This is a genomic window from Streptomyces sp. NPDC104096, assembly GCF_055584385.1.
Genome location: NZ_JBVJMD010000011.1, coordinates 126,438 through 152,597 on the forward strand (window position 1 = coordinate 126,438; position 26,160 = coordinate 152,597).

At 72.5% G+C, this 26,160-nt stretch carries 23 protein-coding genes; 13 read left to right on the forward strand and 10 right to left on the reverse strand.

Going from position 1 to position 26,160, the window contains the following annotated elements; genetic code table 11:
- The first annotated feature begins 40 nt into the window (after nucleotides 1-40).
- The 4 genes from ACZ60B_RS14980 to ACZ60B_RS14995 all read left to right on the forward strand — a co-directional run bounded on the left by ACZ60B_RS14980 (nucleotide 41) and on the right by ACZ60B_RS14995 (nucleotide 3,708).
- Complete coding sequence (locus ACZ60B_RS14980) at nucleotides 41-1,645, forward strand: flavin-containing monooxygenase (protein WP_469386901.1); 1,605 nt, start codon at nucleotides 41-43, stop codon at nucleotides 1,643-1,645.
- Entirely contained in the window at nucleotides 1,642-2,559 is a 918-nt protein-coding gene (locus tag ACZ60B_RS14985; protein ID WP_469386903.1) for an alpha/beta fold hydrolase, read from the forward strand. The genes ACZ60B_RS14980 and ACZ60B_RS14985 overlap by 4 nt, the downstream gene beginning before the upstream one ends.
- Complete coding sequence (locus tag ACZ60B_RS14990) at nucleotides 2,556-3,440, forward strand: SDR family oxidoreductase (protein ID WP_469386906.1); 885 nt, start codon at nucleotides 2,556-2,558, stop codon at nucleotides 3,438-3,440. Before ACZ60B_RS14985 ends, ACZ60B_RS14990 begins: the two co-directional genes overlap by 4 nt.
- Nucleotides 3,441-3,525: 85 nt before the next feature.
- Nucleotides 3,526-3,708 carry a hypothetical protein gene (locus ACZ60B_RS14995; RefSeq protein ID WP_469386907.1) on the forward strand — a complete coding sequence of 61 codons (183 nt, stop codon included), beginning with the start codon at nucleotides 3,526-3,528 and terminating at the stop codon, nucleotides 3,706-3,708.
- Between the two features lie 149 nt (nucleotides 3,709-3,857).
- On the opposite strand, the gene ACZ60B_RS15000 is transcribed toward ACZ60B_RS14995, so the two are convergent.
- A complete protein-coding gene (locus ACZ60B_RS15000; RefSeq protein ID WP_469386909.1) occupies nucleotides 3,858-7,097 on the reverse strand; it encodes a S41 family peptidase in 3,240 nt (1,079 codons plus the stop codon).
- 207 nt (nucleotides 7,098-7,304) lie between these two features.
- On the opposite strand from ACZ60B_RS15000, the gene ACZ60B_RS15005 reads away from it, so the two are divergent.
- The 5 genes from ACZ60B_RS15005 (at nucleotide 7,305) to ACZ60B_RS15025 (ending at nucleotide 12,195) form a co-directional block, all read left to right on the forward strand.
- Nucleotides 7,305-7,904: a TetR/AcrR family transcriptional regulator gene (locus ACZ60B_RS15005; protein ID WP_469386911.1), complete on the forward strand. Its 600-nt coding sequence runs from the start codon at nucleotides 7,305-7,307 to the stop codon at nucleotides 7,902-7,904.
- Nucleotides 7,905-8,004: 100 nt separating this feature from the next.
- On the forward strand, nucleotides 8,005-10,236 hold the full coding sequence (locus ACZ60B_RS15010) for an MMPL family transporter (protein ID WP_469386913.1): 2,232 nt from the start codon (nucleotides 8,005-8,007) through the stop codon (nucleotides 10,234-10,236).
- A gap of 163 nt (nucleotides 10,237-10,399) precedes the next feature.
- Nucleotides 10,400-10,954 carry a YbaK/EbsC family protein gene (locus ACZ60B_RS15015; protein WP_469386916.1) on the forward strand — a complete coding sequence of 185 codons (555 nt, stop codon included), beginning with the start codon at nucleotides 10,400-10,402 and terminating at the stop codon, nucleotides 10,952-10,954.
- The gene (locus ACZ60B_RS15020) at nucleotides 10,951-11,796 is read left to right on the forward strand and encodes an EamA family transporter (RefSeq protein ID WP_469386918.1); all 846 of its coding nucleotides are present in this window, start codon (nucleotides 10,951-10,953) and stop codon (nucleotides 11,794-11,796) included. The genes ACZ60B_RS15015 and ACZ60B_RS15020 overlap by 4 nt, the downstream gene beginning before the upstream one ends.
- A gap of 123 nt (nucleotides 11,797-11,919) precedes the next feature.
- A complete protein-coding gene (locus ACZ60B_RS15025; protein ID WP_469386919.1) occupies nucleotides 11,920-12,195 on the forward strand; it encodes a DUF1876 domain-containing protein in 276 nt (91 codons plus the stop codon).
- 55 nt (nucleotides 12,196-12,250) lie between these two features.
- Here ACZ60B_RS15025 and ACZ60B_RS15030 read toward each other — a convergent pair whose 3' ends face one another.
- The 6 genes from ACZ60B_RS15030 to ACZ60B_RS15055 all read right to left on the reverse strand — a co-directional run bounded on the left by ACZ60B_RS15030 (nucleotide 12,251) and on the right by ACZ60B_RS15055 (nucleotide 17,148).
- A complete protein-coding gene (locus ACZ60B_RS15030; protein WP_469386922.1) occupies nucleotides 12,251-13,414 on the reverse strand; it encodes a serine hydrolase domain-containing protein in 1,164 nt (387 codons plus the stop codon).
- Nucleotides 13,415-13,520: 106 nt separating this feature from the next.
- Nucleotides 13,521-13,925, reverse strand: coding sequence for an organic hydroperoxide resistance protein (locus ACZ60B_RS15035; RefSeq protein WP_202919796.1), 405 nt, complete (start codon nucleotides 13,923-13,925; stop codon nucleotides 13,521-13,523).
- A gap of 179 nt (nucleotides 13,926-14,104) precedes the next feature.
- Nucleotides 14,105-14,590, reverse strand: coding sequence for a MarR family winged helix-turn-helix transcriptional regulator (locus ACZ60B_RS15040; protein WP_469386924.1), 486 nt, complete (start codon nucleotides 14,588-14,590; stop codon nucleotides 14,105-14,107).
- The gene (locus ACZ60B_RS15045; RefSeq protein ID WP_469386926.1) at nucleotides 14,587-15,345 is read right to left on the reverse strand and encodes an energy-coupling factor ABC transporter ATP-binding protein; all 759 of its coding nucleotides are present in this window, start codon (nucleotides 15,343-15,345) and stop codon (nucleotides 14,587-14,589) included. The genes ACZ60B_RS15040 and ACZ60B_RS15045 overlap by 4 nt, the downstream gene beginning before the upstream one ends.
- Nucleotides 15,333-16,094 carry a cobalt ECF transporter T component CbiQ gene (gene cbiQ, locus ACZ60B_RS15050; RefSeq protein ID WP_469386928.1) on the reverse strand — a complete coding sequence of 254 codons (762 nt, stop codon included), beginning with the start codon at nucleotides 16,092-16,094 and terminating at the stop codon, nucleotides 15,333-15,335. The genes ACZ60B_RS15045 and cbiQ overlap by 13 nt, the downstream gene beginning before the upstream one ends.
- A gap of 1 nt (nucleotide 16,095) precedes the next feature.
- A complete protein-coding gene (locus tag ACZ60B_RS15055; RefSeq protein ID WP_469386931.1) occupies nucleotides 16,096-17,148 on the reverse strand; it encodes an energy-coupling factor ABC transporter permease in 1,053 nt (350 codons plus the stop codon).
- A gap of 173 nt (nucleotides 17,149-17,321) precedes the next feature.
- On the opposite strand from ACZ60B_RS15055, the gene ACZ60B_RS15060 reads away from it, so the two are divergent.
- Complete coding sequence (locus ACZ60B_RS15060) at nucleotides 17,322-17,675, forward strand: SsgA family sporulation/cell division regulator (RefSeq protein WP_469386933.1); 354 nt, start codon at nucleotides 17,322-17,324, stop codon at nucleotides 17,673-17,675.
- A 106-nt stretch (nucleotides 17,676-17,781) separates the two neighbouring features.
- On the opposite strand, the gene ACZ60B_RS15065 is transcribed toward ACZ60B_RS15060, so the two are convergent.
- The 3 genes from ACZ60B_RS15065 to ACZ60B_RS15075 all read right to left on the reverse strand — a co-directional run bounded on the left by ACZ60B_RS15065 (nucleotide 17,782) and on the right by ACZ60B_RS15075 (nucleotide 23,277).
- Entirely contained in the window at nucleotides 17,782-19,452 is a 1,671-nt protein-coding gene (locus tag ACZ60B_RS15065; RefSeq protein ID WP_469386935.1) for a penicillin-binding transpeptidase domain-containing protein, read from the reverse strand.
- 224 nt (nucleotides 19,453-19,676) lie between these two features.
- On the reverse strand, nucleotides 19,677-21,320 hold the full coding sequence (locus ACZ60B_RS15070) for a penicillin-binding transpeptidase domain-containing protein (RefSeq protein WP_469386937.1): 1,644 nt from the start codon (nucleotides 21,318-21,320) through the stop codon (nucleotides 19,677-19,679).
- A 205-nt stretch (nucleotides 21,321-21,525) separates the two neighbouring features.
- The gene (locus tag ACZ60B_RS15075) at nucleotides 21,526-23,277 is read right to left on the reverse strand and encodes a dolichyl-phosphate-mannose--protein mannosyltransferase (protein WP_469386940.1); all 1,752 of its coding nucleotides are present in this window, start codon (nucleotides 23,275-23,277) and stop codon (nucleotides 21,526-21,528) included.
- Nucleotides 23,278-23,373: 96 nt separating this feature from the next.
- Between ACZ60B_RS15075 and rsmI the strand changes: the two genes are divergently transcribed.
- From rsmI to ACZ60B_RS15090, 3 genes are all read left to right on the forward strand, one after another.
- Nucleotides 23,374-24,222: a 16S rRNA (cytidine(1402)-2'-O)-methyltransferase gene (gene rsmI / locus ACZ60B_RS15080; RefSeq protein ID WP_469386942.1), complete on the forward strand. Its 849-nt coding sequence runs from the start codon at nucleotides 23,374-23,376 to the stop codon at nucleotides 24,220-24,222.
- Nucleotides 24,223-24,511: 289 nt separating this feature from the next.
- Nucleotides 24,512-24,907, forward strand: coding sequence for a hypothetical protein (locus ACZ60B_RS15085; RefSeq protein WP_469386944.1), 396 nt, complete (start codon nucleotides 24,512-24,514; stop codon nucleotides 24,905-24,907).
- A gap of 47 nt (nucleotides 24,908-24,954) precedes the next feature.
- Nucleotides 24,955-25,839: a TatD family hydrolase gene (locus ACZ60B_RS15090; RefSeq protein ID WP_469386946.1), complete on the forward strand. Its 885-nt coding sequence runs from the start codon at nucleotides 24,955-24,957 to the stop codon at nucleotides 25,837-25,839.
- The last annotated feature ends 321 nt before the right edge of the window (nucleotides 25,840-26,160 follow it).

A 26,160-nucleotide genomic window follows, 5' to 3' on the forward strand; every position in this document is an offset into this window, starting at 1 on the left:
TTCACTGGCGGAGTCCGAGGCGATGCGTGGAGGCTCAGGGATGGCCGAGCACGAGCACGAGCATGTACGGGTGGCGGTGATCGGGTCCGGGTTCGGCGGACTCGGGGCGGCCGTACGGCTGCGACGCGAGGGGATCACCGACTTCGTCGTCCTGGAGCGGGCCGGCGGCGTCGGCGGCACCTGGCGGGACAACAGCTATCCCGGCTGTGCCTGCGACGTCCCGTCCCACCTGTACTCGTTCTCCTTCGCGCCCAACCCGGACTGGCCGCGCACCTTCTCCGGGCAGGAGCACATCCGCGCCTACCTGGAGCACGTGACGGACCTCTTCCACCTGCGGCCCCACATCCGCTTCGACTCCGAAGTGACGAGGATGACCTGGGACCCGCAGGGGCTGTACTGGGAGATCGAGACCACGAGCGGGCGGCTGCGCGCCGACGTCGTCGTCTCCGCCACCGGACCGCTGTCCGACCCGAGGATCCCGGACATCCCGGGGCTCGACTCCTTCCCCGGCGCGGTCTTCCACTCGGCCCGCTGGGACCACGGCCAGGAACTGCGCGGCAAGCGGGTCGCGATGGTGGGCACGGGGGCGTCCGCGATCCAGATCGTGCCCGCCGTCCAGCCCGAGGTCGGCCGGCTCACCCTGTTCCAGCGCACCCCGCCGTGGGTGATGCCCCGCGTCGACCGCGCGATCACCGGGGCCGAGCGGGCGCTGCACCGGGCCGTGCCGCTCACCTCGCGGCTGCGCCGCGGACTGCTGTGGGGCATAAGGGAGTTGCAGGTCCAGGCGTTCACCAAGCACCCGGACGAACTCGGTTTCGTCGAGCGGCTGGCCCGGCGCAACATGACCCGTGCGATCAAGGACCCGGCCCTGCGGGCCAAGCTGACCCCCGACTACCGGATCGGCTGCAAGCGGATCCTGCTGTCCAGCGAGTACTACCCGGCCCTCGCCCGGCCCAACGTGGACGTGGTGGCGAGCGGGCTGCGCGAGGTCCGCGGCTCCACCCTGGTCGCCGTCGACGGCACCGAGACCGAGGCCGACGTGATCGTCTTCGGCACCGGCTTCCACGTCACCGACATGCCCATCGCCGAGCGGGTGGTCGGGGCCGACGGGCGCACGCTCGCCGAGTCGTGGAAGGGCGGTATGCAGTCCCTGCGGGGCGCCTCCGCGGCCGGCTTCCCCAACTGGATGACGATCATCGGGCCCAACACCGGCCTGGGCAACTCCTCCATGATCCTCATGATCGAGTCCCAGCTGAACTACCTGGCCGACTACATGCGGCAGTTGGACGTGCTCGGCGGGCGCGCGGCCCTCGTCGCCCGGCCGAGCGCGGTGAACGCCTGGAACCGCCGGGTGCAGGACCGGATGAAGCGCACGGTGTGGAACACCGGCGGCTGCACCAGCTGGTACCTGGACGCGAGCGGGCGCAACACCACCATCTGGCCGGGGACGACGAGCGAGTTCCGGCGCGAGACCCGACGGGTGGACCTCACGGAGTACGAGGTGCTGCGCGCCCCGGCCGACCGGCGGTCCGTGCGGTCCGGCGCCGCCGAACCTGTCGAAGCCGTCGAACTCGCCGAATCCGCCGGGCAGTCCGGGAAGCCCGGGAAGTCCGGCGCCGCCCGGAAGTCGGAGGCGAGCGCATGAGCCGTCCCGCCCCCGCCGCCGTGGACGTCTACGCCCCGCCCGTCCCCGCCCGCGAGCTGACCGCCGTCTCCGCCGACGGCGCCGCACTCCATGTCGAGGTGCACGGCCCCGAGGGTGCCCCGCCCGTCGTCCTCGCCCACGGCTGGACCTGCTCCACCGCGTTCTGGGCGGCCCAGATCCGCGACCTGGCCGTCGACCACCGGGTGATCGCCTACGACCAGCGCGGCCACGGACGCAGTCCGGCGAGCCGGGACTGCGGCACGGACGCGCTCGCCGACGACCTGGAAGCCGTACTGGAGGCGACCCTCGCGCCCGGCGAGAAGGCGGTGATCGTCGGGCACTCCATGGGCGGCATGACGGTGCTGGCCGCCGCCGCCCGCCCGGGGTTCCGCGCGCACGCGGCGGCCGTCCTGCTGTGCAGCACGGGCAGTTCGCGGCTGGTCGCCGAGGCGACCGTCGTACCGATCCGGGCCGGTGCGCTGCGGACCTGGCTGACCCGGCACGTCCTCGGGTCGAGGGCGCCGCTCGGACCGGTCACGCCGGTCGCCCGCCGGATCCTCAAGTACGCCACCATGGGCGCCGGTTCCGCGCCGCACATGGTCGACGCCTGCGCGCGGATCGTGCACGCGTGCCCGCGCCGGGTCAGGCACGCCTGGTCGCAGGTGCTCGACCTGCTCGACCTCGACCACGGGGTGACGGAGTTGACGGCGCCGGCCGAGGTGGTCGTGGGCACCGCCGACCGGCTGACCCCGCCGGTGCACGCCCGCTCGCTGGCCGCCGCGCTGCCGCACTGCGTCGGCCTCACCGAACTCCCCGGCCTCGGCCACATGACGCCCGTCGAGGCGCCCGAGCTGGTCACCGGGCGGATCCGGGCACTCGTCACCACGTACGTACAGGTCAAGGAGGGCGCATGAGCAGGGTCGGTCTCGAGGGACAGGTCGCGGTCGTCACGGGAGCCGCGCGCGGCGTGGGGGAGCAGCTCGCGCGCAAGCTGTCCGCGCGCGGCGCCGAGGTGGCGCTGGTGGGGCTGGAGCCGGACGCCCTCAAGCAGGTCTCGGAGCGGCTGCACGGCGACAGCGCCCACTGGTGCGCCGACGTGACCGACGACGAGGCCATGGCCCGGGTCGCGCGGGAGGTCGTGGAGCGGTTCGGGAAGGTCGACATCGTCGTCGCCAACGCCGGGGTCGCCACCGGCGGGCCGTTCGCCGACTCCGACCCGGGCGCCTGGCGGCGGGTGATCGAGGTCAACCTGATCGGCTCGGCGGTGACCGCCCGCGCCTTCCTCCCGGCGCTGGTGGCCAGCCGCGGCTATCTGCTCCAGATCGCCTCCCTGGCCGCCATCACCCCCGCCCCGATGATGACCGCGTACTGCGCGTCCAAGTCGGGCGTGGAGGCGTACGCGCACAGCCTGCGCGCCGAGGTCGGCCACCAGGGCGTCCGGGTCGGGGTGGGGTACCTGTCCTGGACCGACACGGACATGGTGCGCGGGGCCGACCAGGACGAGGTGATGCGGGAGCTGCGGCAGCGGCTGCCGTGGCCGTCGAACAAGACCTACCCGCTGGGCCCGGCGGTGGACCGGCTGGTGGCCGGCATCGAACGGCGGTCGGCCCATGTGTACGGGCAGTGGTGGCTGCGCGGGATGCAGGGGGTGCGCGGATATCTGCCGGGGCTCATCGGGAGCGTCGGGCAGCGGGAGATGCGCCGGTTCGCGCCCAGGTTGCAGGGGATGCGATCGGGCCTGGTGGGAGCGGGTGGAGCGGCCGACGAACAGGCCCGCGTCACGCACCGTGACTGATCGACATGCGCTCCGTGTCCGGCCGTGTGAATCTGGTCGAGGCCCGATCAAGGGCCTTCCCCCCCCAACACGGGAGTGAACCCACATGGGTATGAAGGACAAGTTCCAGGACCAGGCCCAGCAGATGCAGCAGAAGGGCAAGCAGAAGGCCGACGAGGCCAAGCAGCGCGCCCAGCAGTCGCAACAGCGGGGTCGTGAGCCGCAGCGTGACACGGAGCGCAGCGTCCGTGAGCAGGAGGACCGCTTCAACCAGGACTACGACGCCTGAAGCGGACTTCCTCGCTGAACCAAGCTGAATGAGCAAGGGGTGCCCCTGACGAGGGGCACCCCTTCCTCGCGTCCTCGGGTTCCCTGCGGCCGGCCGCTCGCCGGCGCGCCGACCGGACGGTGCCCGGCCGGCGCTCCGCTCCGGCGTTCTCAGCTCCGCGGCGGCAGCTTCGGCCGGGACCGGTCCGGTACCCGGCTGCGGTCCGGCGGGGTCGCCGGCGGGTTGGTCTCCAGCAGGTCCAGGGCGAGCTGCACGGCGTCGTCGAGCTGGGCGTGCCGTCCCTCCGCCCAGTCCAGGGGGGTGCGCAGCACCTCCAGGTCGGGCAGCACGCCGTGGTTCTCGATGGACCAGCCGTAGGCGTCGAACCAGGCCGCGTTCATCGGCACCGTGATCACGGTGCCGTCGCCCAGCTGGTGCCGTCCGGTCATGCCGACCACTCCGCCCCAGGTGCGCTGGCCGACCACCGGGCCGAGGTTCAGCAGCTTGAAGGCCGCGGTGATCATGTCGCCGTCGGAGGACGTGGCCTCGTCGGCGAGGGCGACCACCGGGCCCCTGGGGGCGTTCGAGGCGTACGACACCGGCTGGGCGTCGCGCGTCAGGTCCCAGCCGAGGATCCGGCGGGTGAGTTTCTCCACGACCAGTTCGCTGATGTGGCCGCCGGCGTTGCCGCGTACGTCCACGATGAGCGCGGGCCGGGAGACCTCCATGCGCAGGTCCCGGTTGAACTGGGCCCAGCCGGAGCCGCCCATGTCGGGGATGTGCAGATAGCCGCAGTGTCCGGCGCCCAGTTCCCGCACGACCTCGCGGCGCTTGGTCACCCAGTCCTGGTAGCGCAGCGGCCGGTCGTCGGTGAGCGGCACCACGGCCACCCGCCGGGACCGGCCCGCCTTGCCCTCCGCGGGGGCGAAGGTGAGTTCCACCGTCGTGCCGCCCGCGGCCGCCAGCAGCGGGTACGGGCCGGTCACCGGGTCCACCGGCCGCCCGTCCACATGGGTGAGGACGGCTCCCTGGCGGATGCCGGTGCCGGCCAGCGGGGAGCGGGCCTTGGAGTCGGAGGAGTCGCCGGGCAGGATCCGTTTGACCATCCAGCCGCCGTCCCGGCAGACCAGGTTGGCGCCCAGCAGGCCCTGGCGGCGCTGGTAGTGCGGCGGGCCCTCGTTGCGGCGCGAGGGGGTGACGTAGGCGTGCGAGGTGCCGAGTTCGCCCAGCACCTCGCGCAGCAGGTCGGCGAACTCGTCCGGGGAGGCGACCCGCTCGACCAGCGGCCGGTACTGATCCAGCACCCCGTCCCAGTCGACGCCGCACATCCCCGGGTCCCAGAAGTAGGCGCGGATGAGGCGGCCGGCCTCGTCGTACGCCTGACGCCACTCGGCGGCCGGGTCGACCTCGTGCAGGATGCGCCGCAGGTCGATCCAGACGGTGCTGTCGCTGTCGCCGGCCTCGCCGGACGGCACCGCGCGCAGCTCGCCCTCGTCGACCACGACCAGCCGGGTCCCGTCCCCGCTCACCGCGAACCAGTCCAGGTGGTCGACGAGTTCGGACTTCTTGGCCTTGGTGATGTTGAAGTGCTCCAGCGTGGGCCGCCCGCTGGTGTCGTCGGGGTTGGCGAAGGTCTCGCCCAGCGCGCCCGAGATCGGCCAGCGCAGCCAGACCAGGCCGCCGCCCGCGACCGGGTACAGCGCCGAGTACTTGGAGGCGGTCACCGGGAACGGTGTCACCCGGCTCTCCAGCCCCTCGACCTCCACGGTCACCGCGCCGTCGCCGCCCTCGTCCTCCATCGGGTCCAGCCCGCCGGCGGCCGGGCGGCCCTCCGGGGTCAGGGCGAACGGGGAGGGGGTCGCCGACGACAGCGGCACCAGGTAGGGGCGGCAGCCCAGCGGGAAGGACAGGTCGCCGGTGTGCACGTCGTACACCGGGTCGAAGCCGCGCCAGGACAGGAAGGCCAGATACCGCCCGTCCCGGGTGAACACCGGGTTCTCGTCCTCGAAGCGGCCGTTGGTGACGTCGACGACGAGGCCGGTCCCGCCGTTGTGGGCGATCCGGGCCATCTTGATCTGCCGCAGCGACCGCCCGATGCCCGGGTGCGACCAGGTCAGCCAGGCGCCGTCGGGGGAGAAGGCGAGGTCGCGCACCGGCCCGTTGACGGACCGGATCAGTTCGGTCGCCTCTTCGTTGGACTCCTCGGTGGCGTCGATCAGCAGCAGCCGTCCGTCGTGCGAGGCGATGGCGATGCGCTCGCCCTCCGGGTCGGAGACCAGTTCCAGGACCCGTCCCAGTTCCCCGGAGGCCAGCCGCCTGGGCGGGCGGTCGCCGGTGGCCCTGGGCAGGTAGGCGATCTCGACGGCGTCCTCGCCCTCCGCGTCCGTCACGTACGCGACCTGTCCGCCGGAGCCGAGCATCTCCGGCAGCCGCACCCGTACGCCCGGGGTGTCGGTGATGGTGCGGGCGGGGCCGTCCCGGTGGGTCAGCCAGTACAGGCTGCCGCGCACCACGACGGCGCCGGCCCGCCCGGTCTCGTCCACGGAGATGCCGTCCACGTGCTGGGCGGCGGGTACCTGGTAGGGGCGGCGGCCGGCGCGCGGCCCGCCCAGCCGGATGTCGAGCCTGCGCGGGACGGAGCGCGGGCTCAGGTCGTCGACGATCCACAGGTCGCCCGCGCACTGGTACACCACGCGGGTGCCGTCGCTGGAGGCGTGCCGGGCGTAGAAGGCGTCGTGGTCGGTGTGGCGGCGCAGGTCGGAGCCGTCGTAGGCGCACGAGTAGAGGTTGCCGATGCCCTCGTGGTCGGAGAGGAACGCGATCCGTCCGTCGGCGAACACCGGGGACTGGAGGTGGCCGCCGATGTCGGGGACCAGTTGTTTCCCGTGCAGCCACAGGCGGCCCATGGCCCCGCCGCGGTAGCGCTTCCAGACGGCGGGTTCGTGCGGCGGGGTGCCGGTCAGCAGGAGGGTCTTGCGGTCCCCGTCGAGGTCGGCGACCTGGATGTCGGAGACCGGGCCCCAGGGCATCCGGCCGCCGGGGTCGCCGTCGGTGGGCACCTTGTAGGCCCAGGTGAAGTAGGGGAAGGGCTGGCCGTGGGAGGCGACGGCGAGGATGTCGCCGTCCGGGGTCCAGCCGCAGACCTGGGTGTCGGCGCTGCCCCAGTAGGTGAGTCTTCGGCCGGGCCCGCCGTCCACCGGCGCGAGGTGGATCTCGGGGACGAGACTGCGCCAGGTCGTGTACGCGATGTCGCGGCCGTCGGGGGAGAAGCGGGGGTGGCCGACCTTGGTGCGGTCGACGGTGAGGCGCCAGGCGCGGCCGGGCCCGTCGAGCGAGGTCAGCCAGAGGTCGTCCTCGGCGACGAAGCACAGCAGGTCTTCGTGGAGATGGGGCAGACGCAGATAGCTCACCTCCCCATGCTTTTCCGCCGAATGGCCCCGGGCAACTCGTGAAAAAGGGTGCGTGTCGCCCGAGGGTGACTCAGCACACGTACGAAACGGTTTCGTTTCGCACGAAGGCTGCGCTACATTCGTCGTGTACGAGGACGACGTACGGAACGACGTCGTACGGAAGAATGTCGTCCGAAGCGCACGCCGGAGCGGGAAGTGGTGAGTGGCATGACCGAGGTCGCGACCGCGCGGCGCAGTCGGATCACGCCCGAGCGCGAGGCCGAGTTGTACGAGGCCGTGCTCGACCTGCTCCGGGAAGTCGGCTACGACGCCCTCACCATGGACGCCGTGGCCGCCCGCACCCGGTCCAGCAAGGCGACGCTCTACCGCCAGTGGGGCGGCAAGCCGGAACTCGTCGCCAAGGCGATCCGGCACAGCAAGCCGGGCCGCGCGGGCGACATCGACACCGGGTCCCTCAGAGGCGACTTCCGTATGCTCGTCTCGCGCGAGGACGACTGCACCATGGAACGGAACTCCGCGCTGATGCGGGGCCTGTTCATGGCGGTGCACACCAACCCGGACCTGCTGCGGGCGTTCAAGGAACTGCTCGTCGAGCCGGAGATGGAAGAGTTCCGCACGCTGCTGCGACGGGCCATCGACCGCGGTGAGATCCGCGCCGACTGCCCCGCGCTGGAGTACGTGGTGCACATGCTCATCGGCGCCTTCGCCACCCGGGCGCTGATCGACGACCATCCACCGACGCAGGAATTCCTCGCCTCGTACATCGACGCCGTGGTCCTCCCCGCCCTCGGCGTTCCCACCGTCTGACGCATCCCCGAGCCAGGCTCCACCTGACGTATCCGCTCATGTCGTCGGGCTGATGAACCCTGCCCCGAAAACCCCCACGACTGACCGGGAGTTCGCCCTCGTGGCCACTTTCCTCTACAGACTCGGCCGGTTCGCCTTTCGGCGACGGCACTTCGTCGCCCTGATATGGGTCGCGCTGCTGACCCTCGCCGGTGTCGGCGCGGCCAACGCCCCCGCGGCCGGCAGCACGTCGTTCTCCATCCCCGGCACCGAGGCGCAGAAAGCCTTCGACCTGCTGGAACAGCGCTTCCCCGGGATGAGCGCCGACGGCGCCACCGCACGGGTCGTCTTCAAGGCGCCCGGCGGCGAGAAGATCACGGACGCCGGCAACAAGGCCACCGTCGGCAAGGCGGTCGAGGAGCTGTCCACCGGCTCCGAGGTCACCTCCGTCGCCGACCCGTTCAAGACCCACGCGGTCAGCCAGGACGGCACGATCGCCTACGCGTCCGTGAAGTACGACGTCTCCGGCATGGAACTGAAGGACGCCGCCAAGGACGCCCTGAACGAGGCGGCGCAGCACGCCCGCGACGGCGGGCTGACCGTCGAGATCGGCGGTGACGCGCTGACCGCGGCGCCCGAGACCGGCTCCACGGAGGTCATCGGCATCGCGATCGCCGCGGTGGTCCTGGTCATCACCTTCGGTTCGCTGATCGCGGCCGGTCTGCCCCTGCTGACCGCCCTGATCGGCGTCGGCATCGGCGTGTCCACGATCACGGCACTGGCGAACGCGCTGGACCTGGGCTCCACCACGTCCACCCTCGCCATGATGATCGGCCTCGCGGTCGGCATCGACTACGCGCTGTTCATCGTCTCCCGCTACCGGGCCGAGCTGGCCGAGGGCCGGGAGCGCGAGGAGGCGGCCGGACGGGCCGTCGGCACGGCGGGCTCCGCGGTGGTCTTCGCGGGCCTGACGGTGGTCATCGCGCTGGTCGGCCTCTCGGTCGTCAACATCCCGATGCTGACCAAGATGGGTGTCGCGGCGGCGGGCACGGTCGCGATCGCGGTCCTGATCGCCCTGACCCTGATCCCCGCGCTGCTCGGTTACGTCGGGCGCAAGGTGCAGCCCGCCGGGACGAAGAGCAGGCTGCTGGGCGGCGCCCGCGCCGCCCGCAAGGCGGCCGAGCGTCCGGGCCGGCCCAACATGGGCGCGCGCTGGGCCAGCTTCGTCGTACGGCGGCCGGTGGCCGTGCTGCTGCTGGGCGTGATCGGACTCGGCGCGGCGGCCGTCCCGGCCGGCTCCCTCGAACTGGGCCTCGGCGACGACGGCTCCCAGCCGGTGTCGACCACCCAGCGCCGGGCGTACGACCTGCTGTCGGACGGCTTCGGGCCCGGCTTCAACGGCCCGCTGATGGTCGTCGTCGACGCCGGCGCGAGCGACTCCCCGAAGGCGGCCGTCGCCGAGGTGAGCGACGAGATCAAGGGGCTCGACGACGTCGTGACGGTCACCCCGGCGACGTTCAACGAGGCCGGCGACACCGCGACGATCACCGTGATCCCGGACTCCAAGCCGTCCTCCGTCACCACCGAGGACCTGGTGCACGGCATCCGCGACACGGGCGCCGGGATCAAGGCGGACACCGGCGCGACGGTGCTGGTCACCGGCTCGACCGCGATGAACATCGACTTCTCGCAGAAGCTGAACGACGCCCTGATCCCCTACCTGGTGCTGGTGGTCGGTCTCGCCTTCCTCCTGCTGATCATGGTCTTCCGTTCGATCCTGGTCCCGCTGAAGGCCGCGCTCGGCTTCCTGCTGAGCGTGATGGCGGCGCTGGGCGCCGTGGTCGCGGTCTTCCAGTGGGGCTGGCTGTCCGGCCTGCTGGGCGTCGAGCAGACCGGCCCGATCATGTCGATGATGCCGATCTTCATGGTGGGCGTGGTCTTCGGACTGGCCATGGACTACGAGGTCTTCCTCGTGACCCGGATGCGTGAGGCGTACGTGCACGGGGAGAAGCCGAGCCAGGCCGTCGTCACCGGCTTCCGGTACGGCGCCCGGGTGGTCACCGCCGCGGCCGTCATCATGATCGCCGTCTTCTCCGGCTTCATCGGCTCCAGCGAGTCGATGATCAAGATGATCGGCTTCGGCCTGGCGATCGCGGTCTTCTTCGACGCGTTCGTCGTCCGGATGGCCGTCGTCCCGGCGGTGCTCGCGCTGCTCGGCCGCAAGGCCTGGTGGCTGCCGCGGTGGCTGGACCGTGCCCTGCCGAACATGGACGTGGAGGGCGAGGGCCTGAGCCGCGCCGGCGGTTCCGGCGACACGGAACCGGACGCGCACCGCGAGCCGGCGCACGTCTGACGCCGCCGCGCCGAAGGACCGGCCGGTGAGGGCTCCGTGGGGACGGGGTGCCCTCACCGGCCTCGCGCATGCGTTCGGGACCCGGCCCTCGGCCGGTCCGGCGCGCGCCCGGCCCGCGGAACCCGTTCGCCTGCCCGGTACACGGACCGCTAGCGTGCCGTTCATGACGACGACCGACGGCACGGCCGCAGAAGGCTCCGCAGCACACCCCCGGTTCGCCGAGGCCCTGCGCGAGACGGGACTCGCCGAACTGCACGGGCGGGTACGGCGCTTCCCGGACGCCACCCGCACCGCGGAGGAGGCGGCCGCCGCGATCGGCTGCGAGCTGAGCCAGATCTGCAAGTCGTTGATCTTCGCGGCATGGGGGTCCCCCCTGCTCGAGCGGAGCCGAGAGATTGGGGGAGGCGTGCCGGTGCTGGTGCTCATGGACGGCGCCTCCCGGGTGGACCTGGAGCTCGTGCGCGAGGAGCTCGGGGCCGCGAAGGTGACCCGGGCCAGGGCCGACGTGGTGCGCGAGACGACCGGGTACGCCATCGGAGGCGTACCGCCCTTCGGGCACCGCACGGCGACCCGGGTGCTCGCCGACCGCTCCCTGCTCGCGCACGACGTGGTCTGGGCCGCCGCCGGCACCCCGTACAGCGTCTTTCCGATGGAGCCGAAGGCCCTGATCGCCCACGCCGGCGCCACCCTGGTGGACGTGCGAGAGCTCGCTCGGTGACCCCGCTCGTGACCGCGGCCGTCCTCCTGGCCGCGGTCACGCACGCGTCCTGGAACGCGATCGCGCACCGGATCACCGACAAACTGGTCGGGTTCACGCTGATCGCGGGCGGCGGCCTGCTGATCGGACTGACGGTGGCGCCGTTCACGGCGTTCCCGCAGGCACGGGCCTGGCCGTACCTCCTGGCGTCCGCCGCCATCCACATCGCCTACACCGCGCTGCTGATGACCTCGTTCCGGCTGGGCGACTTCGGCCAGGCCTATCCGATCGCCCGGGGCAGCGCGCCGCTCGTGGTCACCGTGCTCGCCGCCGCCTTCGCGCACGAGGTGCCGGACGGCTGGGCGGCCGCGGGCGTCCTCGTGTCCTGCGCGGGCCTCACCGGGGTCGCGCTGTGGGGGCTGCGCGGGCGCCGTCCCCCCTGGGTGGCGATCGGCGCCGCGCTGGCGACGGGTCTGACCATCGCCGGGTACACGGTCGTCGACGGGCTGGGGGTACGCGCCTCGGGCTCGCCCCTGGGCTACATCGCGTGGCTGATGGCCCTCCAGGGCGGGGTCGTCCCGCTGTACGCCCTCGGCCGCCGCCGCGGCGAACTCCCTTCCTTGCTGCGCCCCTTCGCCGCGCTCGGGCTGCTCGGCGCGGCCCTGTCCGTGGCGGCGTACGCGCTGGTGCTGTGGGCGCAGACGAAGGCCGACCTGGCCCCGGTCGCGGCGCTGCGCGAATCGTCGATCATCGTCGGCGCGGGGATCGGTGCGCTGTTCTTCAAGGAGCGTTTCGGGGTGCCGCGGATCGCGGCGGCCGGACTGCTGGTGGTGGGCATCGGGCTGATGCTGCACGCCGGTTAGCCGGCCCCGGGTCGGTGCGGGCGGGCGACCCGGTTGTGGAAACGGGGACCCGTGGGGCTCCGTGGGTGCGGTGGGGCGTGGGGAGGGGCACCCTGGAAGCAGGTGTTTGTGGAGGTGATCGTCATGATGCACACCGCAGTGGGATGGCATGTCGAGATGGAGTTCATGGAGGACGACCAGCACACGCGCGCGGTCGCGATGGTGCGCCTGCCCGACGGCACCGAGGTACGCGGGCACGGTCACGCCAGCCGTCACCACTCCGACTCCAATCAGCCGAGAGTGGGGGAGGAGGTGGCGGCCGCCCGTGCGCTGAACGAGATGGCCATGCAACTGCTGAGCAAGGCGCACGGGGAGATCGACGCCGAGTCGGGGCGGATCTCGCACGCGATCCACGTCTAGGACGCGTCTGTGGCCGGGCGGCCGGGTTCCGCGACCCGGCCGCGGCCGTCGCCGGTCAGCGGGGCAGTGCCTCGCGTACCGCCCGTACCAGGGCCTGTGCCCGCGGATCGGCCGTCACGCTCGTCCTGAACCCGTTCGTCACATAGCCGAAGGCGAGACCCGACTCGGGGTCGGCGAAGCCGAGCGCGCCGCCGCGGCCGGGGTGGCCGAAGGAGGTGGGGGACAGCAGCGGCGAGGCCGCGCCGTGCAGCATGTAGCCCAGGCCGAAGCGGGTGCCGACGACCAGGACGCGGTCGGCGCCCGCGGACCGCTCGCCCCGGGCCAGTTCCATCGTCCGCGGGGTGAACAGCCGCTGCCCGCCGTCGACTTCGCCGATCAGGGAGGCGTAGAAGCGGGCCAGTCCGTCGGCCGTCGCGATGCCGTTGGAGGCGGGCAGCGCCGCCGCCCGGTACGCCGGGTCGTTCTCGTCCGGCTGTGGCGTGATCGCGGCGAAGGCGCGGCGGGTCAGGGACTCGGGGTCGGCGTAGGCGTCGGCGACGGCCCGCGTGGGCCGCACCCGCAGGGCGCCCGCGCCCGCCGGGGGCTCGATCTGCCCGACCCGGCCCACCCGGCCGGCCTCGGCCGGGGTGAGCCCGAGCCGCAGGTCGGCGCCGGCCGGTCCGGCGATCTCGGCCGCGATCCACTCGCCGACCGGCAGGCCCGTGATCCGCCGGACCAGTTCGCCGGTCAGCCAGCTGTAGGTCTGTGCGTGGTAGCCGTGCGCCGTGCCCGGCTCCCAGACCGGCGCCTGCGCGGCGACCGCCGCCGCCCCGAGGTCGGGATCGGCCGCCTCGGCGGGGCTCAGCGGCCGGTCCAGCACCGGCACGCCCGCGCGGTGCGCCAGCACGTCCGCGACGCGGGTCCGCTCCTTGCCCGCCGCCTTGTACTCGGGCCAGTAGGTGCCGACCGGCTCCTCCAGGTCCAGCTCACCGCGCTGGTGCAGCAGCAGGAGCGCGGCGGCGGCCACGCCCTTGGTGGCCGAGCGCACTATCTGGGCGGTGTCCCGCTCCCAGGGCGCCGTGCCGTCGACGTCCCGGGTGCCGCCCCACAGGTCCACGACCCGGTGCCCGTCCCGGTAGACGGCCACCGCCGCGCCCCGGTCCCCGAGCACCTCGAAGTTCCGTGCGAACGCTTCCCCGACCGGCTCGAAGCCCTCGGCCACTGTGCCGTTCACGATCACGTCCGGAGCCCCTTCCCTGCACTGACTTACGACAGTCAGTGCAACACACCCGTCCGGCCTTCGATTCCACGGGGTGGCCCCGGCCGGGGCGGCCGGCGGGGGCGTCTCAGCCCAGGACGATGGTCACGTCGATGTTGCCGCGGGTGGCGTTGGAGTAGGGGCAGACCTGGTGGGCCGCGTCCACGAGCTTCGCGGCGATCTCCGCGTCGAGCACCGGGAGGGACACGCTCAGGGCGACCGCGAGGCCGTAGCCGTGGGTCTTGTTGGGGCCGATGCCGACCTTCGCGGCGACCGTGGAGCCGGCCAGGTCGTAGCCCGCGCGGTTGCCGACGAGGATCAGCGCGTTGTGGAAGCAGGAGCTGTAGCCGGCCGCGAACAGCTGCTCCGGATTGGTGCCGTCGCCGTCGCCGCCCAGCGCCGGGGGCATCGCGACCTTCAGGTCGATCTGGCCGTCCTGGCTGGTGACATAGCCGTTGCGGCCGCCGTGCGCGGTGGCCTCGGCGACATACATGATCTTTGTCGGGCGGGTGTCGACAGCGGCGCCTTCGATCACGGCGGACCTCCCCCAGGGCGTTGCACAAACGGCAGACGGCACGGAAGTTACAGATGCATCGTGCACAAGGTACCGGCCGGTATGGGCGGGCCGGGGGACGGGGGGAGTAACCGCGGGTAATACTCGCGGGCGAGGGTTCAGCGGAGCCGGCCGGCCGCGTCGAGCGCCCGTCCGGTCAGCTCCCGCAGCTCCTCGCGCAGCCTCGCCACCGCCGTCGCGTCGAGCCCCGTCGCCGTGAGCAGGGCGCCCGGCACCCGTGCCGCACGCTCCCTGAGCGCCTCCCCGCGCCCGGTGACGGCGACGGACACCGAGCGTTCGTCGTGCGCGGAGCGCTCCCGGCGCACCAGGCCCGCCGACTCCAGCCGCTTCAGCAGCGGCGAGACCGTGCCGTAGTCGAGCCGCAGCGCCTCGGTCAGCTCCTTGACGGTGAGCTCGCCCCGCTCCCAGAGCACCAGCAGCACCAGGTACTGCGGATAGGTGAGGCCGAGTTCGTCGAGCAGCGGACGGTAGGCCGCCGTCACCGCGCGCTGGGCCGCGTACAGCGCGAAGCACAACTGGTCGTCCAGCAGCAGCGGCTCGGCGTCCGGACCGGTGCCCGGCCCGGCGTCCTCTTGGTGCGTCACGCGCCCATTGTCACCGAGCGCGGGTCGAAGCCGAAGGGGAGTTCCAGGCGGTGGGAACGCATCAGCGCGTCGTCCGAGAGCAGTTCGCCGGTGCGCCCGTCGGCCGCGATCACGCCCTCGCTCAGGACCAGCGCTCTCGGGCACAGTTCGAGCGCGTACGGCAGGTCGTGCGTGACCATCAGCACGGTCACGTCCAACGACCGCAGGATGTCCGCGAGTTCGCGTCTGGAGGCGGGGTCCAGGTTCGACGAGGGCTCGTCCAGGACCAGGATCTCGGGCTCCATCGCCAGCACGGTCGCCACGGCCACCCGGCGGCGCTGCCCGAAGGAGAGGTGGTGCGGCGGGCGGTCCTTGAACCCCGCCATGCCGACCTGCTCCAGCGCGCGGTCCACCCGCCGCTCCAGTTCCGCCCCCTTCAGCCCGGCCGCGGCGGGACCGAAGGCCACGTCCTCCCGGACGGTCGGCATGAAGAGCTGGTCGTCGGGGTCCTGGAAGACGATGCCCACCCGGCGGCGGATCTCGGCCATGTGTTTCCTGCCGACCGGCAGCCCCGCGACCGTCACCGTGCCCGCGCCGCCGGTCAGGATGCCGTTGAGGTGCAGTACGAGCGTCGTCTTGCCCGCGCCGTTCGGCCCGAGCAGCGCGACCCGTTCGCCGCGCGCGATGCTGAAGTCCACGCCGAACAGGGCCTGGTGGCCGTCGGGGTACGCGAAGGCCAGTCCGGCCACGTCCAGTGAAGGTGTCACAGCGTCCATCCCAGCAGACATACGACGAGGGCGGCGAAGGGGAGGGCGAGTGCGTACGACCACTGCGCCCGGGAAGCGGTCACCTCGTCGATGACCGGCATCGCGCCGGCGTACCCGCGGCTGACCATGGCCAGGTGCACCCGCTCGCCGCGTTCGTAGGAGCGGATGAACAGGGCGCCCGCGGACTTCGCGAGCACTCCCCAGTGCCGTACGCCCTTCGCCTCGAAGCCGCGCGACTCCCGGGCGATGCGCATCCGCCGCATCTCGTCGGTGATGACGTCGCCGTACCGGATCATGAAGGAGGCGATCTGCACCAGCAGCGGCGGGAGCTTCAGGCGTTGCAGGCCGAGCAGGAGTTCGCGCAGCTCGGTGGTGGAGGCCAGCAGGACGGAGGCGGCGACGCCGAGGGTGCCCTTGGCGAGCACGTTCCAGGCGCCCCACAGGCCGGAGACGCTCAGCGACAGGCCGAGCACGTCCACCCGTTCGCCCTCCGCCACGAACGGCATCAGGACGGCGAACGCGACGAACGGCACCTCGATCAGCAGTCGCTTCAGCAGGAACCCGGCCGGTACGCGCGCGGCGTACGCGACCAGGGCCAGCAGGGCGGCGTACAGGCCGAACGCCCACATCGCTTCCCGCGGGGTCGACACCACGACCACCACGAAGGCGAACGCGGCGGCCAGCTTGGTGTGCGGCGGCAGCCCGTGCACGGGGGAGTGGCCGTGCCGGTAGAGCCGGTGCGCGTGTCCCGCCCCCACCTCAGGCGCCCGCGGACACGGAGGCGGGCGACGCGTCGGCCGTACGGCGCCTGCGCACCGTCCAGAACACCGCGCTGCCCGCGACGACGGTGACGCCGACGCCGATCACGCCCGCGAGACCGCCGGACAGGCGCGCGTCGTCGACGTCCTTGACGCCGTAGCCGGCCAGCGGGGAGCCGTCGGACGCGTGCCGTTCGGCCTTGCGGTCGATGCCCTGGTCGTGGGCGACCTTCTCCAGGCCGTCGGGGGCGGCGGAGGCGTAGAAGCTGACGAAGCCGGCCAGCGCGAGGGAGGCGACGAGACCGCTGATCCACAGCGTGCGCCGGGAGGTGCGGGCGGCCACCGGGGCCGGCGTGGCGGCGGGGACGTCGACCAGGTCGCCGTTCACGCGCAGTTTCAGCCGCTGTTCGAGCCCGCGCGCGCCGTGGACGAGGTCGGGGCGTACGGCGATCACGGCGCCGACGGTCAGCGCGGTGATCACGGCCTCGCCGATGCCGATCAGCACATGCACGCCGACCATGGCGGTGGCGACCTTGCCGAGGGAGACGTCCGTGGTGCCGCCGACCGCGTACACCAGCGTGAACGCCACGGCGGCGGCCGGGACGGAGAGCAGGGCGGCGACGAAGGAGGCGACCGTCACCGACCGCCGCTTGCGCGGCAGCACCCGCAGCAGGCCGCGGAAGACGGCGTAGGCGACCACCGTCGTCACGATCGCCATGTCGGTGATGTTGACGCCGAGCGCGGTCAGGCCGCCGTCGGCGAAGAGGATGCCCTGCATGAGCAGGACCACGGACACGCACAGGACCCCGGTGAAGGGGCCCACGAGTATCGCGGCGAGCGCGCCGCCCAGCAGATGTCCGCTGGTCCCGGCCGCGACCGGGAAGTTCAGCATCTGCACGGCGAAGATGAACGCGGCCACGAGTCCGGCCAGCGGGGCCGTGCGCTCGTCGAGCTCGCGGCGGGCGCCGCGCAGGCTCACGGCGACGGCTCCCGCGGCGACGACTCCGGTCACGGCGGAGGTGGGGGCGTTGATGAATCCGTCAGGCACATGCACCGTTCGATGATAGTGGCTTAATGCGAACGAGTTGCAAGAGCGAGATGCTCGTGCATCGTGCATCGCTTGAACGGGACACCCGCCCCGAGGGGCGCATTCCATGAAATATGCGACATTGGAGAGGAGGCGGAGAAGTAGATTCCGATTCGGTCACGCATGGTGAGGGGTCGTCGATGTCTGTAGTCGAGCAGTACGCGCGAGCCCACATCGTCACCGACGAGAACGACCGGGCGGAGCCCGAGGCGGCCCCCGTGCGGCTGCGCTACGACCCGGACGCCGATCCCCGGGTCGTGCGCATCGCCCTCGCCGGCCGGCGCGAGTGGACGTTCTCCCGGTCGCTGCTGGAGGAGGGGCTGCGTGCCCCGGCGGGGTCGGGGGACGTACGGGTGTGGCCGTGCGGCCGGGTCCAGACCGTCGTCGAGTTCCACTCGCCGCAGGGGGTCTCGGTGGTGCAGTTCGACACGAAGACGCTGATCCGCTTCCTGCGCCACACGTACACGGCCGTGCCCATGCCCCTGTCCAACTGAGGGCGGCCACCGCCCCGGCGGGACGGCGGCCGTCCGTGGGACGCCTCGCCCCCGGACCGCTCCACCCCCTGCTCCAGGACGGCGGCGGGCCCGGGGTCCGGTCGGCTCAGCCGCCCATCCGCAGCAGTGCCGCCACGATCGGGCCGGCCGTGTCGCCGCCGTGGCCGCCCGCCTGGACGACGCCGGCGGCCGCGAGGTCCCCGCGGTACGCCGTGAACCAGCCGTTCGGCTTCTCCTGGTTGTCCACCTCGGCCGAGCCGGTCTTGGCGCCGTAGTCCGGGCCGAGCCCCGACATCGCCTCCGCGGCGGTGCCGTAGGCGGCGGTGTACTGCATGAGCTCGCGCAGCTGCGCCAGCGTCCCGCCGGACAGGGTGCGCGTGGCGGTGGCCAGTGTGCGGCCGTCGGTCTTCGAGGAGACCAGGTAGGGCTGGCGGAAGGTGCCCGACTTCACCGTCGCGGCGACGGAGGCCATGTTCAGCGGGTTCATCCGCACCCCGCCCTGGCCGATCAGCTCGGCCGCCTTCTGCGCCTTGCTCTGCGGCGGCACCTCACCGTCGAAGGTGGGCACACCGACCGCCCAGTTGTTCATCGACAGTCCGAAGACCTGCTGTGCCTGGTTGGTCAGGTCGGAGTCCGAGAGCTTGCCCGCCTGGCTGATGAAGGCCGTGTTGCAGGAGCGCGCGAAGCTCGCCTTGAACGTGCCGTCCTTGATCTCGAAGTCGTCGTCGTTGTGGAACTTCCAGCCGCCGTAGCTGAAGGTCTTGGGGCAGGGGTGCTTCTTGTCCGCCGACGCGAGGTTCTTCTCGATCAGCAGCGAGGAGGTGATGACCTTCATCGTGGAGCCGGGCGCGAGGGAGCCCTGGAACGCCGTGTTGAAGGTGTGGCTGGTGTTGGCGACCGCGAGGATCTCGCCGGTGGACGGGCGCATGAGGACCACCGACGCCCGGGCCTGCTTGGTGACCTGTTGTTCGGCCGCCGCCTGGAGGGTCGGGCTCAGCGTGGTCTTCACCGTGCCCGGGGTGCCCTTGCTCAGCTCCAGCAGGGTCTTGTCGGAGGCCTTGCCGGCCTTCGAGGCCTTCCCGCGCGCCACCCGCAGTTCGATGCCCGCCCTGCCGCCCGCGATCTTGCCGTACTTCTCGCGCAGTCCGTCCAGCACCGGGCCCAGCGACGGGTACTTGGCGGTGGTGATCTCCCCGCCGTTCCGGTCCAGGGCCGTCACCGGAGGGGTGTCGGAGTCGTCGGTGACGAGCGTGTCGCCGTCCTGGAGGTCGGGATGGACGACGGAGGCGTGCCAGCCGACCAGCGGCTTGCCGTCCGAGGCCCGGCGCACGACGGTGAGCGCGCTGTCGTACGCGAGCGGCTTGCTGACGCCCTTGTACGTCACCGTGCCCTTCACCGAGAACGGCACCTTGTCGCCGACGCGGGTGCCCGCGGTGAGGGTGACGCCGGTGACATGGGCGTCCTTGGTGTAGCCGGTCAGCAGGGCGGTCGCGGCCGCGGAGTCGTCCGTGGCCGCCGCGGCCAGGGTGGGACTGCCCTGCTGCCAGGCCGTCAGGAACCGCCCGGCCGTGGTGGTGACCTCGGTCGCCGACAGCGGGCCGGTCTTGACCTTCGGCTTGTCGGACGAGGCCGTCGCCCCGTCCTCGGCCGAGGCGCCGCCGCCGAACAGCGCGTACCCCCCGAGGCCTGCGCCCGCCACCACCACGGCGACGATCCCGCCGACCACCGCAGGTCTCGTACGCCGCCGTTGCTCGGCGACCCGTCTCCGCTTGCCCACAGCCCTGCCCTCCGCGCTTCCCAGGGCCCCTCGCCCCGCCGTCCACGTTTCCCTCACACAACCCAACGACGCGACCAGCCTAGAGTCCCGTCCTGTGCGCGTGACGTGGACCACCCGCACGAGCGGCCGCGCACCGGCCGTGGGGGCGGCGCACCGGCCGTGGGGGCGGCGCACCGGCCGCGCGGGCCCGGCCGGGGGGGCGCTGTCCGGCCGTGCGGGCCGCCTCAGCCGGCCGCGCCCAGCACCGCCGCCACGATCGGGCCCGCCGCGTCGCCGCCGTGGCCGCCCTCCTGGGTCATGGCAGCCGCCGCGACGTCGTTGCGGTAGCCGGTGAACCAGCTGTTCGACTTCGCCTGGCCGTCGACCTCGGCGGAGCCGGTCTTCGCGCCGATGCGGCCGCTCAGGCCGGACATCGCGCGGGCCGCGGTGCCGCTGGTGGCCGTGCGGTTCATCATGGAACGCAGCTGCTGGACCGTGCCGGCCGGCAGACCCCGCGCGGTGGCGAGTTCGCGGTCGTCGAGGCTGCGGGGCACGATCACCGGCTGGTGGAAGGCGCCCGTCATCGCGGTCGCCGTCACCGAGGCCATGTTCAGCGGGCTCATCTGGACCTGGCCCTGGCCGATCAGGTTGGCGGCGGTGTCCGGGCCGCCGGAGGCCGGGACGGAGCCGTCGAAGGACGGGATGCCGGTCTTCCAGTTGTCCTGCCCGAGCCCGAACCGGTTCTGGGCCTCCTGGGTCAGGGAGTCGACCTTGACCTCGTCCGCGTACTTCACGAACGCCGTGTTGCAGGAGCGCGAGAAGCTGTCGGAGAGGGTGGCGTGCTCGTCCGGCGGCATGTTCTTCAGGTTGTGGAAGGTCTGGCTCTGCCAGACAGCGTTGTCAGGGCAGGGCGCGGGACCGTTCGCGGTCGTGATCCCGTTGTCGATCAGGGTCGCCGCGCTGATGATCTTCATGGTGGAGCCGGGGGCCAGCCGGCCCAGGAAGGCCGCGTTGAAGGCGTCGCCCCGGTGGTTGGCGACGGCCAGCACCTCGCCGGTGCTCGGCTGCACGGCCACCACGGACGACTCGGCGTACTTCTCGACCGCCCGTTCGGCCGCGGCCTGCGCGCTCGCGCTGAGCGTCGTCGGCAGCCGTCCCGCCTTGCCCTTGGCCAGGGTCAGCAGCGTGGTGTCGGCGGCGTTGCCGTCGGCGTGCCGGATGCTCAGCTCCACGCTCGGCGTGCCGCCCGCCTGCGCGCCGTACTTGTCGCGCAGCTCGTCCAGGATCGGCCCGAGGGAGGGGTACTTCTCCTTCGTCAGGACCTTCCCGTTCCGGTCCACGGCCTCGATCGGCGGCTTCGCCGACTCGCCGGTGACCAGGGTGTCGTCCATGCCGGTCAGTTGCGGGTGCACGACCGAGGGCTGCCAGTCGACCAGTGCCCGCCCGGTGGTGACCCCGCGCACCACCGTCAGCCTGCTGCCGTAGTCGAGCGGCTCGGACTTCCCGTCGTACGACACCGTCGCCCTGACCCTGAAGGGGACCGTGGCGCCGCTCGCGGTGCCCGGCGTGATCCGCACCCCCGTGATGTGGGCGTCCTGGCCGTACGAGGTCAGCAGCGGTTCGGCCTTGGTGTCGTTGTTCGTGAACCCCGCCGCCTTGGCCGCGTCCCCCTTCTCCCAGGCCGCGAAGAAGGCCGCGGTGGTCTCCTTCACCTCGGCTCCGCTCGGCGGGCCGGTCCGCACGGGGGTCGCCTCGCCCGCCTTCGCCGACACCCCGCCTTCCGCGCTCTCGTTCAGCGCGGACACGAAGTTGTAGGCGCCGTATCCCGCTCCGCCCACCATCACGGTGAACACCGTGGCCACCACGGCGGACTTTGCCCCCTTGCGCATGTGCGATTCCCTCCCCGTCGCGCCCCCTCCGGGGCATTTTCTGAACGCGTTCAGAACGTTCGACCGGTTACACCATAAAGCCAAAAGAGACAGCTGTGACGGGAGTTGACGGAATCGAGAGCCGGGCCGGCCGGGCGGCGACGGCCGAGAACGACCGGGAGGGCGCGGCGGTCCGCCGCGCCCTCCCGTCAGGTCCGTCAGGTCCTCAGACCCAGGTGTCCAGCCACATCCTCGACCGCCAGTCGTCGATCGGGACGGCCTGGCCGGTGTACAGGGGCCAGAAGTAGATGAAGTTCCAGGCGATCAGCAGGACCAGGACGCCCGCGCCGGTCGCGCCCGCGACCCGGCGGGTCTCGGTCGAGCCCGGTGGCCCGACGACCGCGCCGAGCAGCATCGCCACCGCCAGACACAGGAACGGCACGAAGACGACGGCGTAGAAGAGGAAGATCGTCCGCTCCTGGTACATGAACCAGGGCAGGTATCCGGCCACGATCCCGCAGGCGATCGCGCCCGCGCGCCAGTCACGGCGGAAGAACCAGCGCCACAGCACGTACAGCAGCGCGAAGCAGCCCACCCACCACAGCATCGGCGTGCCGATCGCCAGCACCTCGCGCGCGCACTTCTCGCTCGCGTCGGAAGGGCAGCCGTCGGTGCCGGGCAGCGGGGACTCGTAGAAGTACGAGACCGGGCGGCCCAGCACGAGCCAGCTCCACGGGTTCGACTGGTAGGTGTGCGGCGAGGACAGGTGCACGTGGAAGTTGTAGACCTCGTGCTCGTAGTGCCACAGGCTGCGCCACCAGTCCGGGAACAGCCAGGACCAGCTGCTGCCCCTGCCGTCGGTGACGGCCCAGTTGCGGTAGTAGCCGCCGGAGCCGTCGTCCGCGGAGAGGATCCAGCCGGTCCAGGACGCGATGTACGTGACGAGCGCGACCGGCACGGTGGCGAGGAACGCCAGGCCCGTGTCGCGCTTGAGGACCGTCGTGTACGCGTTGCGCGCGCCGGCGACCTTGCGGGAGCCGACGTCCCAGAGCAGCGTCATGACGCAGAACGCCGCCATGATGTACAGGCCGTTCCACTTGGTGCCGATGGCCAGGCCGAGCAGCAGACCGGCCGCCCAGCGCCAGGGCCGCAGGCCCAGCCGGGTGGTCTCGGCGACGTGCGCGTCCGGCCGGGCCAGGCCGTCCGCGTCCTCGGGGAGCGCCGCCGCGAGTCTCGCGCGCGCCCGGTCGCGGTCGACGACCAGACAGGCGAACGCGGCCAGGACGAAGAACATCAGCACGCCGTCGAGCAGCGCGGTGCGGCTCATCACGAAGTGCAGTCCGTCGACCGCCATCAGCGCGCCCGCCAGACAGCCCAGGAAGGTGGAGCGGAAGATCCGGCGGCCGACCCGGCACAGGACGAGCACGCTCAGCGTGCCGAGCAGCGCCGTCATGAACCGCCAGCCGAACGGGTCGAACCCGAAGATCAGCTCGCCCAGCCCGATGACGTACTTGCCGACCGGAGGGTGCACGACGTAGGCCGCGTCCACCGGGACGGTCAGATGCCCGCCGGAGGACAGCACGAGGTCGTTGGCGTTCTTGTCCCAGTTGACCTCGAACCCGCGGTGGACGAGCGCCCACGCGTCCTTCGCGTAGTACGTCTCGTCGAATATCACCGCCTTCGGGCTGCCCAGGTTCCAGAACCGCAGCACCCCCGCGAACAGGGTGACCAGCAGCGGACCACCCCAGCCCGACCAGCGCCTCAGGCGGTCGACGAGGGTGGGTGGGAGGCCGAGCGCCGCCCACAGCCGGGGGCTGGGCTCGGCGTACGGCGGCACGAGCCGTTCGCGGACGTCGCTCGCGGGTCCCGACGCCTGCGCCGAGTAGCCGAATCGCCGCAGCCGCTGCTGCCACGACGGCTGCTGGTCGTGCGGGGCCCGGCCCTGCCGGATGTCCGTGGAGGACGCGGTACTGGTCACCGCGCCATCGTAGGGAACCCTTCTGTGCGAGTCCCGTGCAAGGGCGGTACCGGTCCGGATGCGTCCCCCCGGTCCGGCCCCTGGGAGGATGGTGACGTGACTGGAACCCTTGTCTTGGCAGGCACCCCCATCGGCGACATTCAGGACGCTCCGCCCCGGCTCGCCGCGGAACTGGCCGACGCCGACGTCGTCGCCGCCGAGGACACCCGGCGGCTGCGGCGCCTGACCCAGGCCCTGGGTGTGACGCCCAAGGGCCGGGTGGTGTCGTACTTCGAGGGCAACGAGGCGGCCCGCACGCCCGAACTGGTCGAGGCGCTGGTGGGCGGCGCCCGGGTGCTGCTGGTCACCGACGCGGGCATGCCGTCCGTGTCCGACCCCGGCTACCGGCTGGTCGCCGCGGCCGTCGAGAAGGACGTCAAGGTCACCGCCGTACCCGGACCGTCCGCCGTGCTGACCGCGCTGGCGCTGTCCGGGCTGCCCGTCGACCGCTTCTGCTTCGAGGGCTTCCTGCCGCGCAAGGCGGGCGAGCGGCTGTCCCGGCTGCGGGAGGTCGCCGAGGAGCGCCGCACCCTGGTGTACTTCGAGGCCCCCCACCGGCTCGACGACACCCTCGCCGCCATGGCCGAGGTCTTCGGCGCCGACCGGCGCGCCGCCGTCTGCCGTGAGCTGACCAAGACGTACGAGGAGGTCCGGCGCGGCGGCCTCGCCGAGCTGGCCGCGTGGGCCGCCGAGGGGGTGCGGGGCGAGATCACCGTCGTCGTCGAGGGGGCGCCCGAGCGGGGCGGGCAGGAGCTCGACGCCGAGGAGCTGGTGCGCCGGGTGCGGGTGCGCGAGGAGGCGGGGGAGCCCCGCAAGGAGGCGATCGCGTCGGTGGCCGCGGAGGCCGGTCTGCCCAAGCGTGAGGTGTTCGACGCGGTGGTCGCGGCGAAGAACGCCGGTCGCTGAGACGGCGTACGCGGGCTGCCGTACACCCTCTGAGCAGGGCGCTTCTCCCATGAGCGGGCGCCCCATGCGCGGGCAAAGGGTGCACGCGCCAGGCAAAGCCCAGCCCGCCCGCCGAGGCCGTTTCGGCAAGACCGGTCCAAATCGGGTCCAACACTCGACAGCCCTGATGCATTCGGGCCGGTGGAGGCGTCCACTGGATACAGGGACGCACCCGTCCCTCGCCTCCACCGGGGTTCCGGGGGGAACTCCCTCGCCGGGGGCGCTCGTCCAGCGGACAGCGGGAGCTGGCATGAGTGAGATCGCAGGGCAGACCGGTCTTCGCGACGGAGCGACGTCCGTCGTCAACGAGTCCTATTCCTTCGCCTGCATGAGGTGCGGGCACGGCTGGGAACAGTCGTACGAGATCGAGCACCACACGGACGCCGACGGCCACGAGTTCGTGCTCTACGTGGCGGGCGGCCGGGTCGTGCCGTCCCCGCTGAGCCGCCCCGCCTGCGTGAACTGCGACGGCAACGTCGTACGGATCATGCGCGCGGGCCAGGTGTCCTTCGTGCAGGACCTGCTGCACCGGCAGCCGCCCCCGGCGGCGCCCGGCACGCAGGAGCAGCGGGGGGTGCCGGAGCCCGAGGGGCACCACTGGCACCTGTCCGATCTCCTGCACCCGTTCCAGCGCAGGGTGGGCTGACGCCCCGCACGGCCCGGGACGGCATGCCCCTTTCGTAGGATCGGGGCATGCCTTCGAACGACGACAAGAACGCGGCACCGCCGCTCCCGGAACCCCTCAGGGTGCCGGTCGCCGACTCCCACACCCACCTCGACATGCAGTCCGGCACCGTCGAGGAAGGCCTCGCGAAGGCCGCGTCGGTGGGGGTCACGACGGTCGTCCAGGTCGGCTGCGACATCAAGGGCTCGCGCTGGGCCGCCGAGACCGCGGCCGCCCACGACAGCGTCCACGCGACCGTCGCCCTGCACCCCAACGAGGCCCCGCGCATCGTCCACGGCGACCCCGACGGCTGGTCCCGGCAGGGCGCGCGCACCCCGGGCGGCACCGCCGCGCTCGACGAGGCGCTCGCCGAGATCGACCGGCTGGCCGGGCTGCCCCAGGTCAAGGCCGTCGGCGAGACGGGACTCGACTACTTCCGCACCGGCCCCGAGGGCAAGGAGGCGCAGGAGCGGTCCTTCCGCGCCCACATCGAGATCGCCAAGCGGCACGGCAAGGCGCTGGTCATCCACGACCGCGACGCCCACGCCGACGTGCTGCGCGTGCTGAAGGAGGAGGGCGCCCCGGAGCGGACCGTCTTCCACTGCTACTCCGGCGACGCCGACATGGCGCGGACCTGCGCCCGCGCCGGGTACTTCATGTCCTTCGCCGGCAACGTCACCTTCAAGAACGCCCAGAACCTGCGGGACGCCGTCGCCGTCGCCCCGCTGGAACTGCTCCTGGTGGAGACCGACGCGCCCTTCCTGACCCCGGCCCCGTACCGCGGACGGCCCAACGCCCCGTATCTCATTCCGGTCACGGTCCGCGCCCTGGCCGCCGTGCGGGGCATCGACGAGGACGCGCTGGCGGGAGCCCTCGCGGCGAACACGGCGCGCGCCTTCGGCTACGCCATGTGACCGACCCGTGACCGACGGGCCGTGATCGCGGCGCTCGGCACTCACTCTGGGCACGACTGTGCGTAGTCGCACGGCTTTGGAGAGTGACGGATGCTCCGCTAGGTTCTGGGGGCCCGATCCGGACCCGTCTGGCCCTGTGGAGCGTGTCGGCGTGAGCAACTCGCAGTACGAGACGTATCAGGCGTACGAGCCCTACGGGGGGTACGAGGGGTACGGCGGCCCCGACCCCGGCCCGCCGGCCCCGCCCGCCCCGGAGGCGGACACCGGTGGCGGCTTCGACCTCCACACCGCCCAGACGCTGGCGTACGGCGTGTACGCGGC

What these genes read in the sequence shown, in the direction of transcription:
- ACZ60B_RS14980 (WP_469386901.1), top strand. Translation starts at nt 41, where the DNA reads ATGGCCGAGCACGAGCACGAGCATGTACGGGTGGCGGTGATCGGGTCC.
- ACZ60B_RS14985 (WP_469386903.1), top strand. Translation starts at nt 1,642, where the DNA reads ATGAGCCGTCCCGCCCCCGCCGCCGTGGACGTCTACGCCCCGCCCGTC.
- ACZ60B_RS14990 (WP_469386906.1), top strand. Translation starts at nt 2,556, where the DNA reads ATGAGCAGGGTCGGTCTCGAGGGACAGGTCGCGGTCGTCACGGGAGCC.
- ACZ60B_RS14995 (WP_469386907.1), top strand. Translation starts at nt 3,526, where the DNA reads ATGGGTATGAAGGACAAGTTCCAGGACCAGGCCCAGCAGATGCAGCAG.
- ACZ60B_RS15005 (WP_469386911.1), top strand. Translation starts at nt 7,305, where the DNA reads ATGACCGAGGTCGCGACCGCGCGGCGCAGTCGGATCACGCCCGAGCGC.
- ACZ60B_RS15015 (WP_469386916.1), top strand. Translation starts at nt 10,400, where the DNA reads ATGACGACGACCGACGGCACGGCCGCAGAAGGCTCCGCAGCACACCCC.
- ACZ60B_RS15025 (WP_469386919.1), top strand. Translation starts at nt 11,920, where the DNA reads ATGATGCACACCGCAGTGGGATGGCATGTCGAGATGGAGTTCATGGAG.
- ACZ60B_RS15035 (WP_202919796.1), bottom strand. Translation starts at nt 13,925, where the DNA reads ATGTATGTCGCCGAGGCCACCGCGCACGGCGGCCGCAACGGCTATGTC.
- ACZ60B_RS15045 (WP_469386926.1), bottom strand. Translation starts at nt 15,345, where the DNA reads ATGGACGCTGTGACACCTTCACTGGACGTGGCCGGACTGGCCTTCGCG.
- ACZ60B_RS15060 (WP_469386933.1), top strand. Translation starts at nt 17,322, where the DNA reads ATGTCTGTAGTCGAGCAGTACGCGCGAGCCCACATCGTCACCGACGAG.
- ACZ60B_RS15070 (WP_469386937.1), bottom strand. Translation starts at nt 21,320, where the DNA reads ATGCGCAAGGGGGCAAAGTCCGCCGTGGTGGCCACGGTGTTCACCGTG.
- ACZ60B_RS15085 (WP_469386944.1), top strand. Translation starts at nt 24,512, where the DNA reads ATGAGTGAGATCGCAGGGCAGACCGGTCTTCGCGACGGAGCGACGTCC.
- ACZ60B_RS15090 (WP_469386946.1), top strand. Translation starts at nt 24,955, where the DNA reads ATGCCTTCGAACGACGACAAGAACGCGGCACCGCCGCTCCCGGAACCC.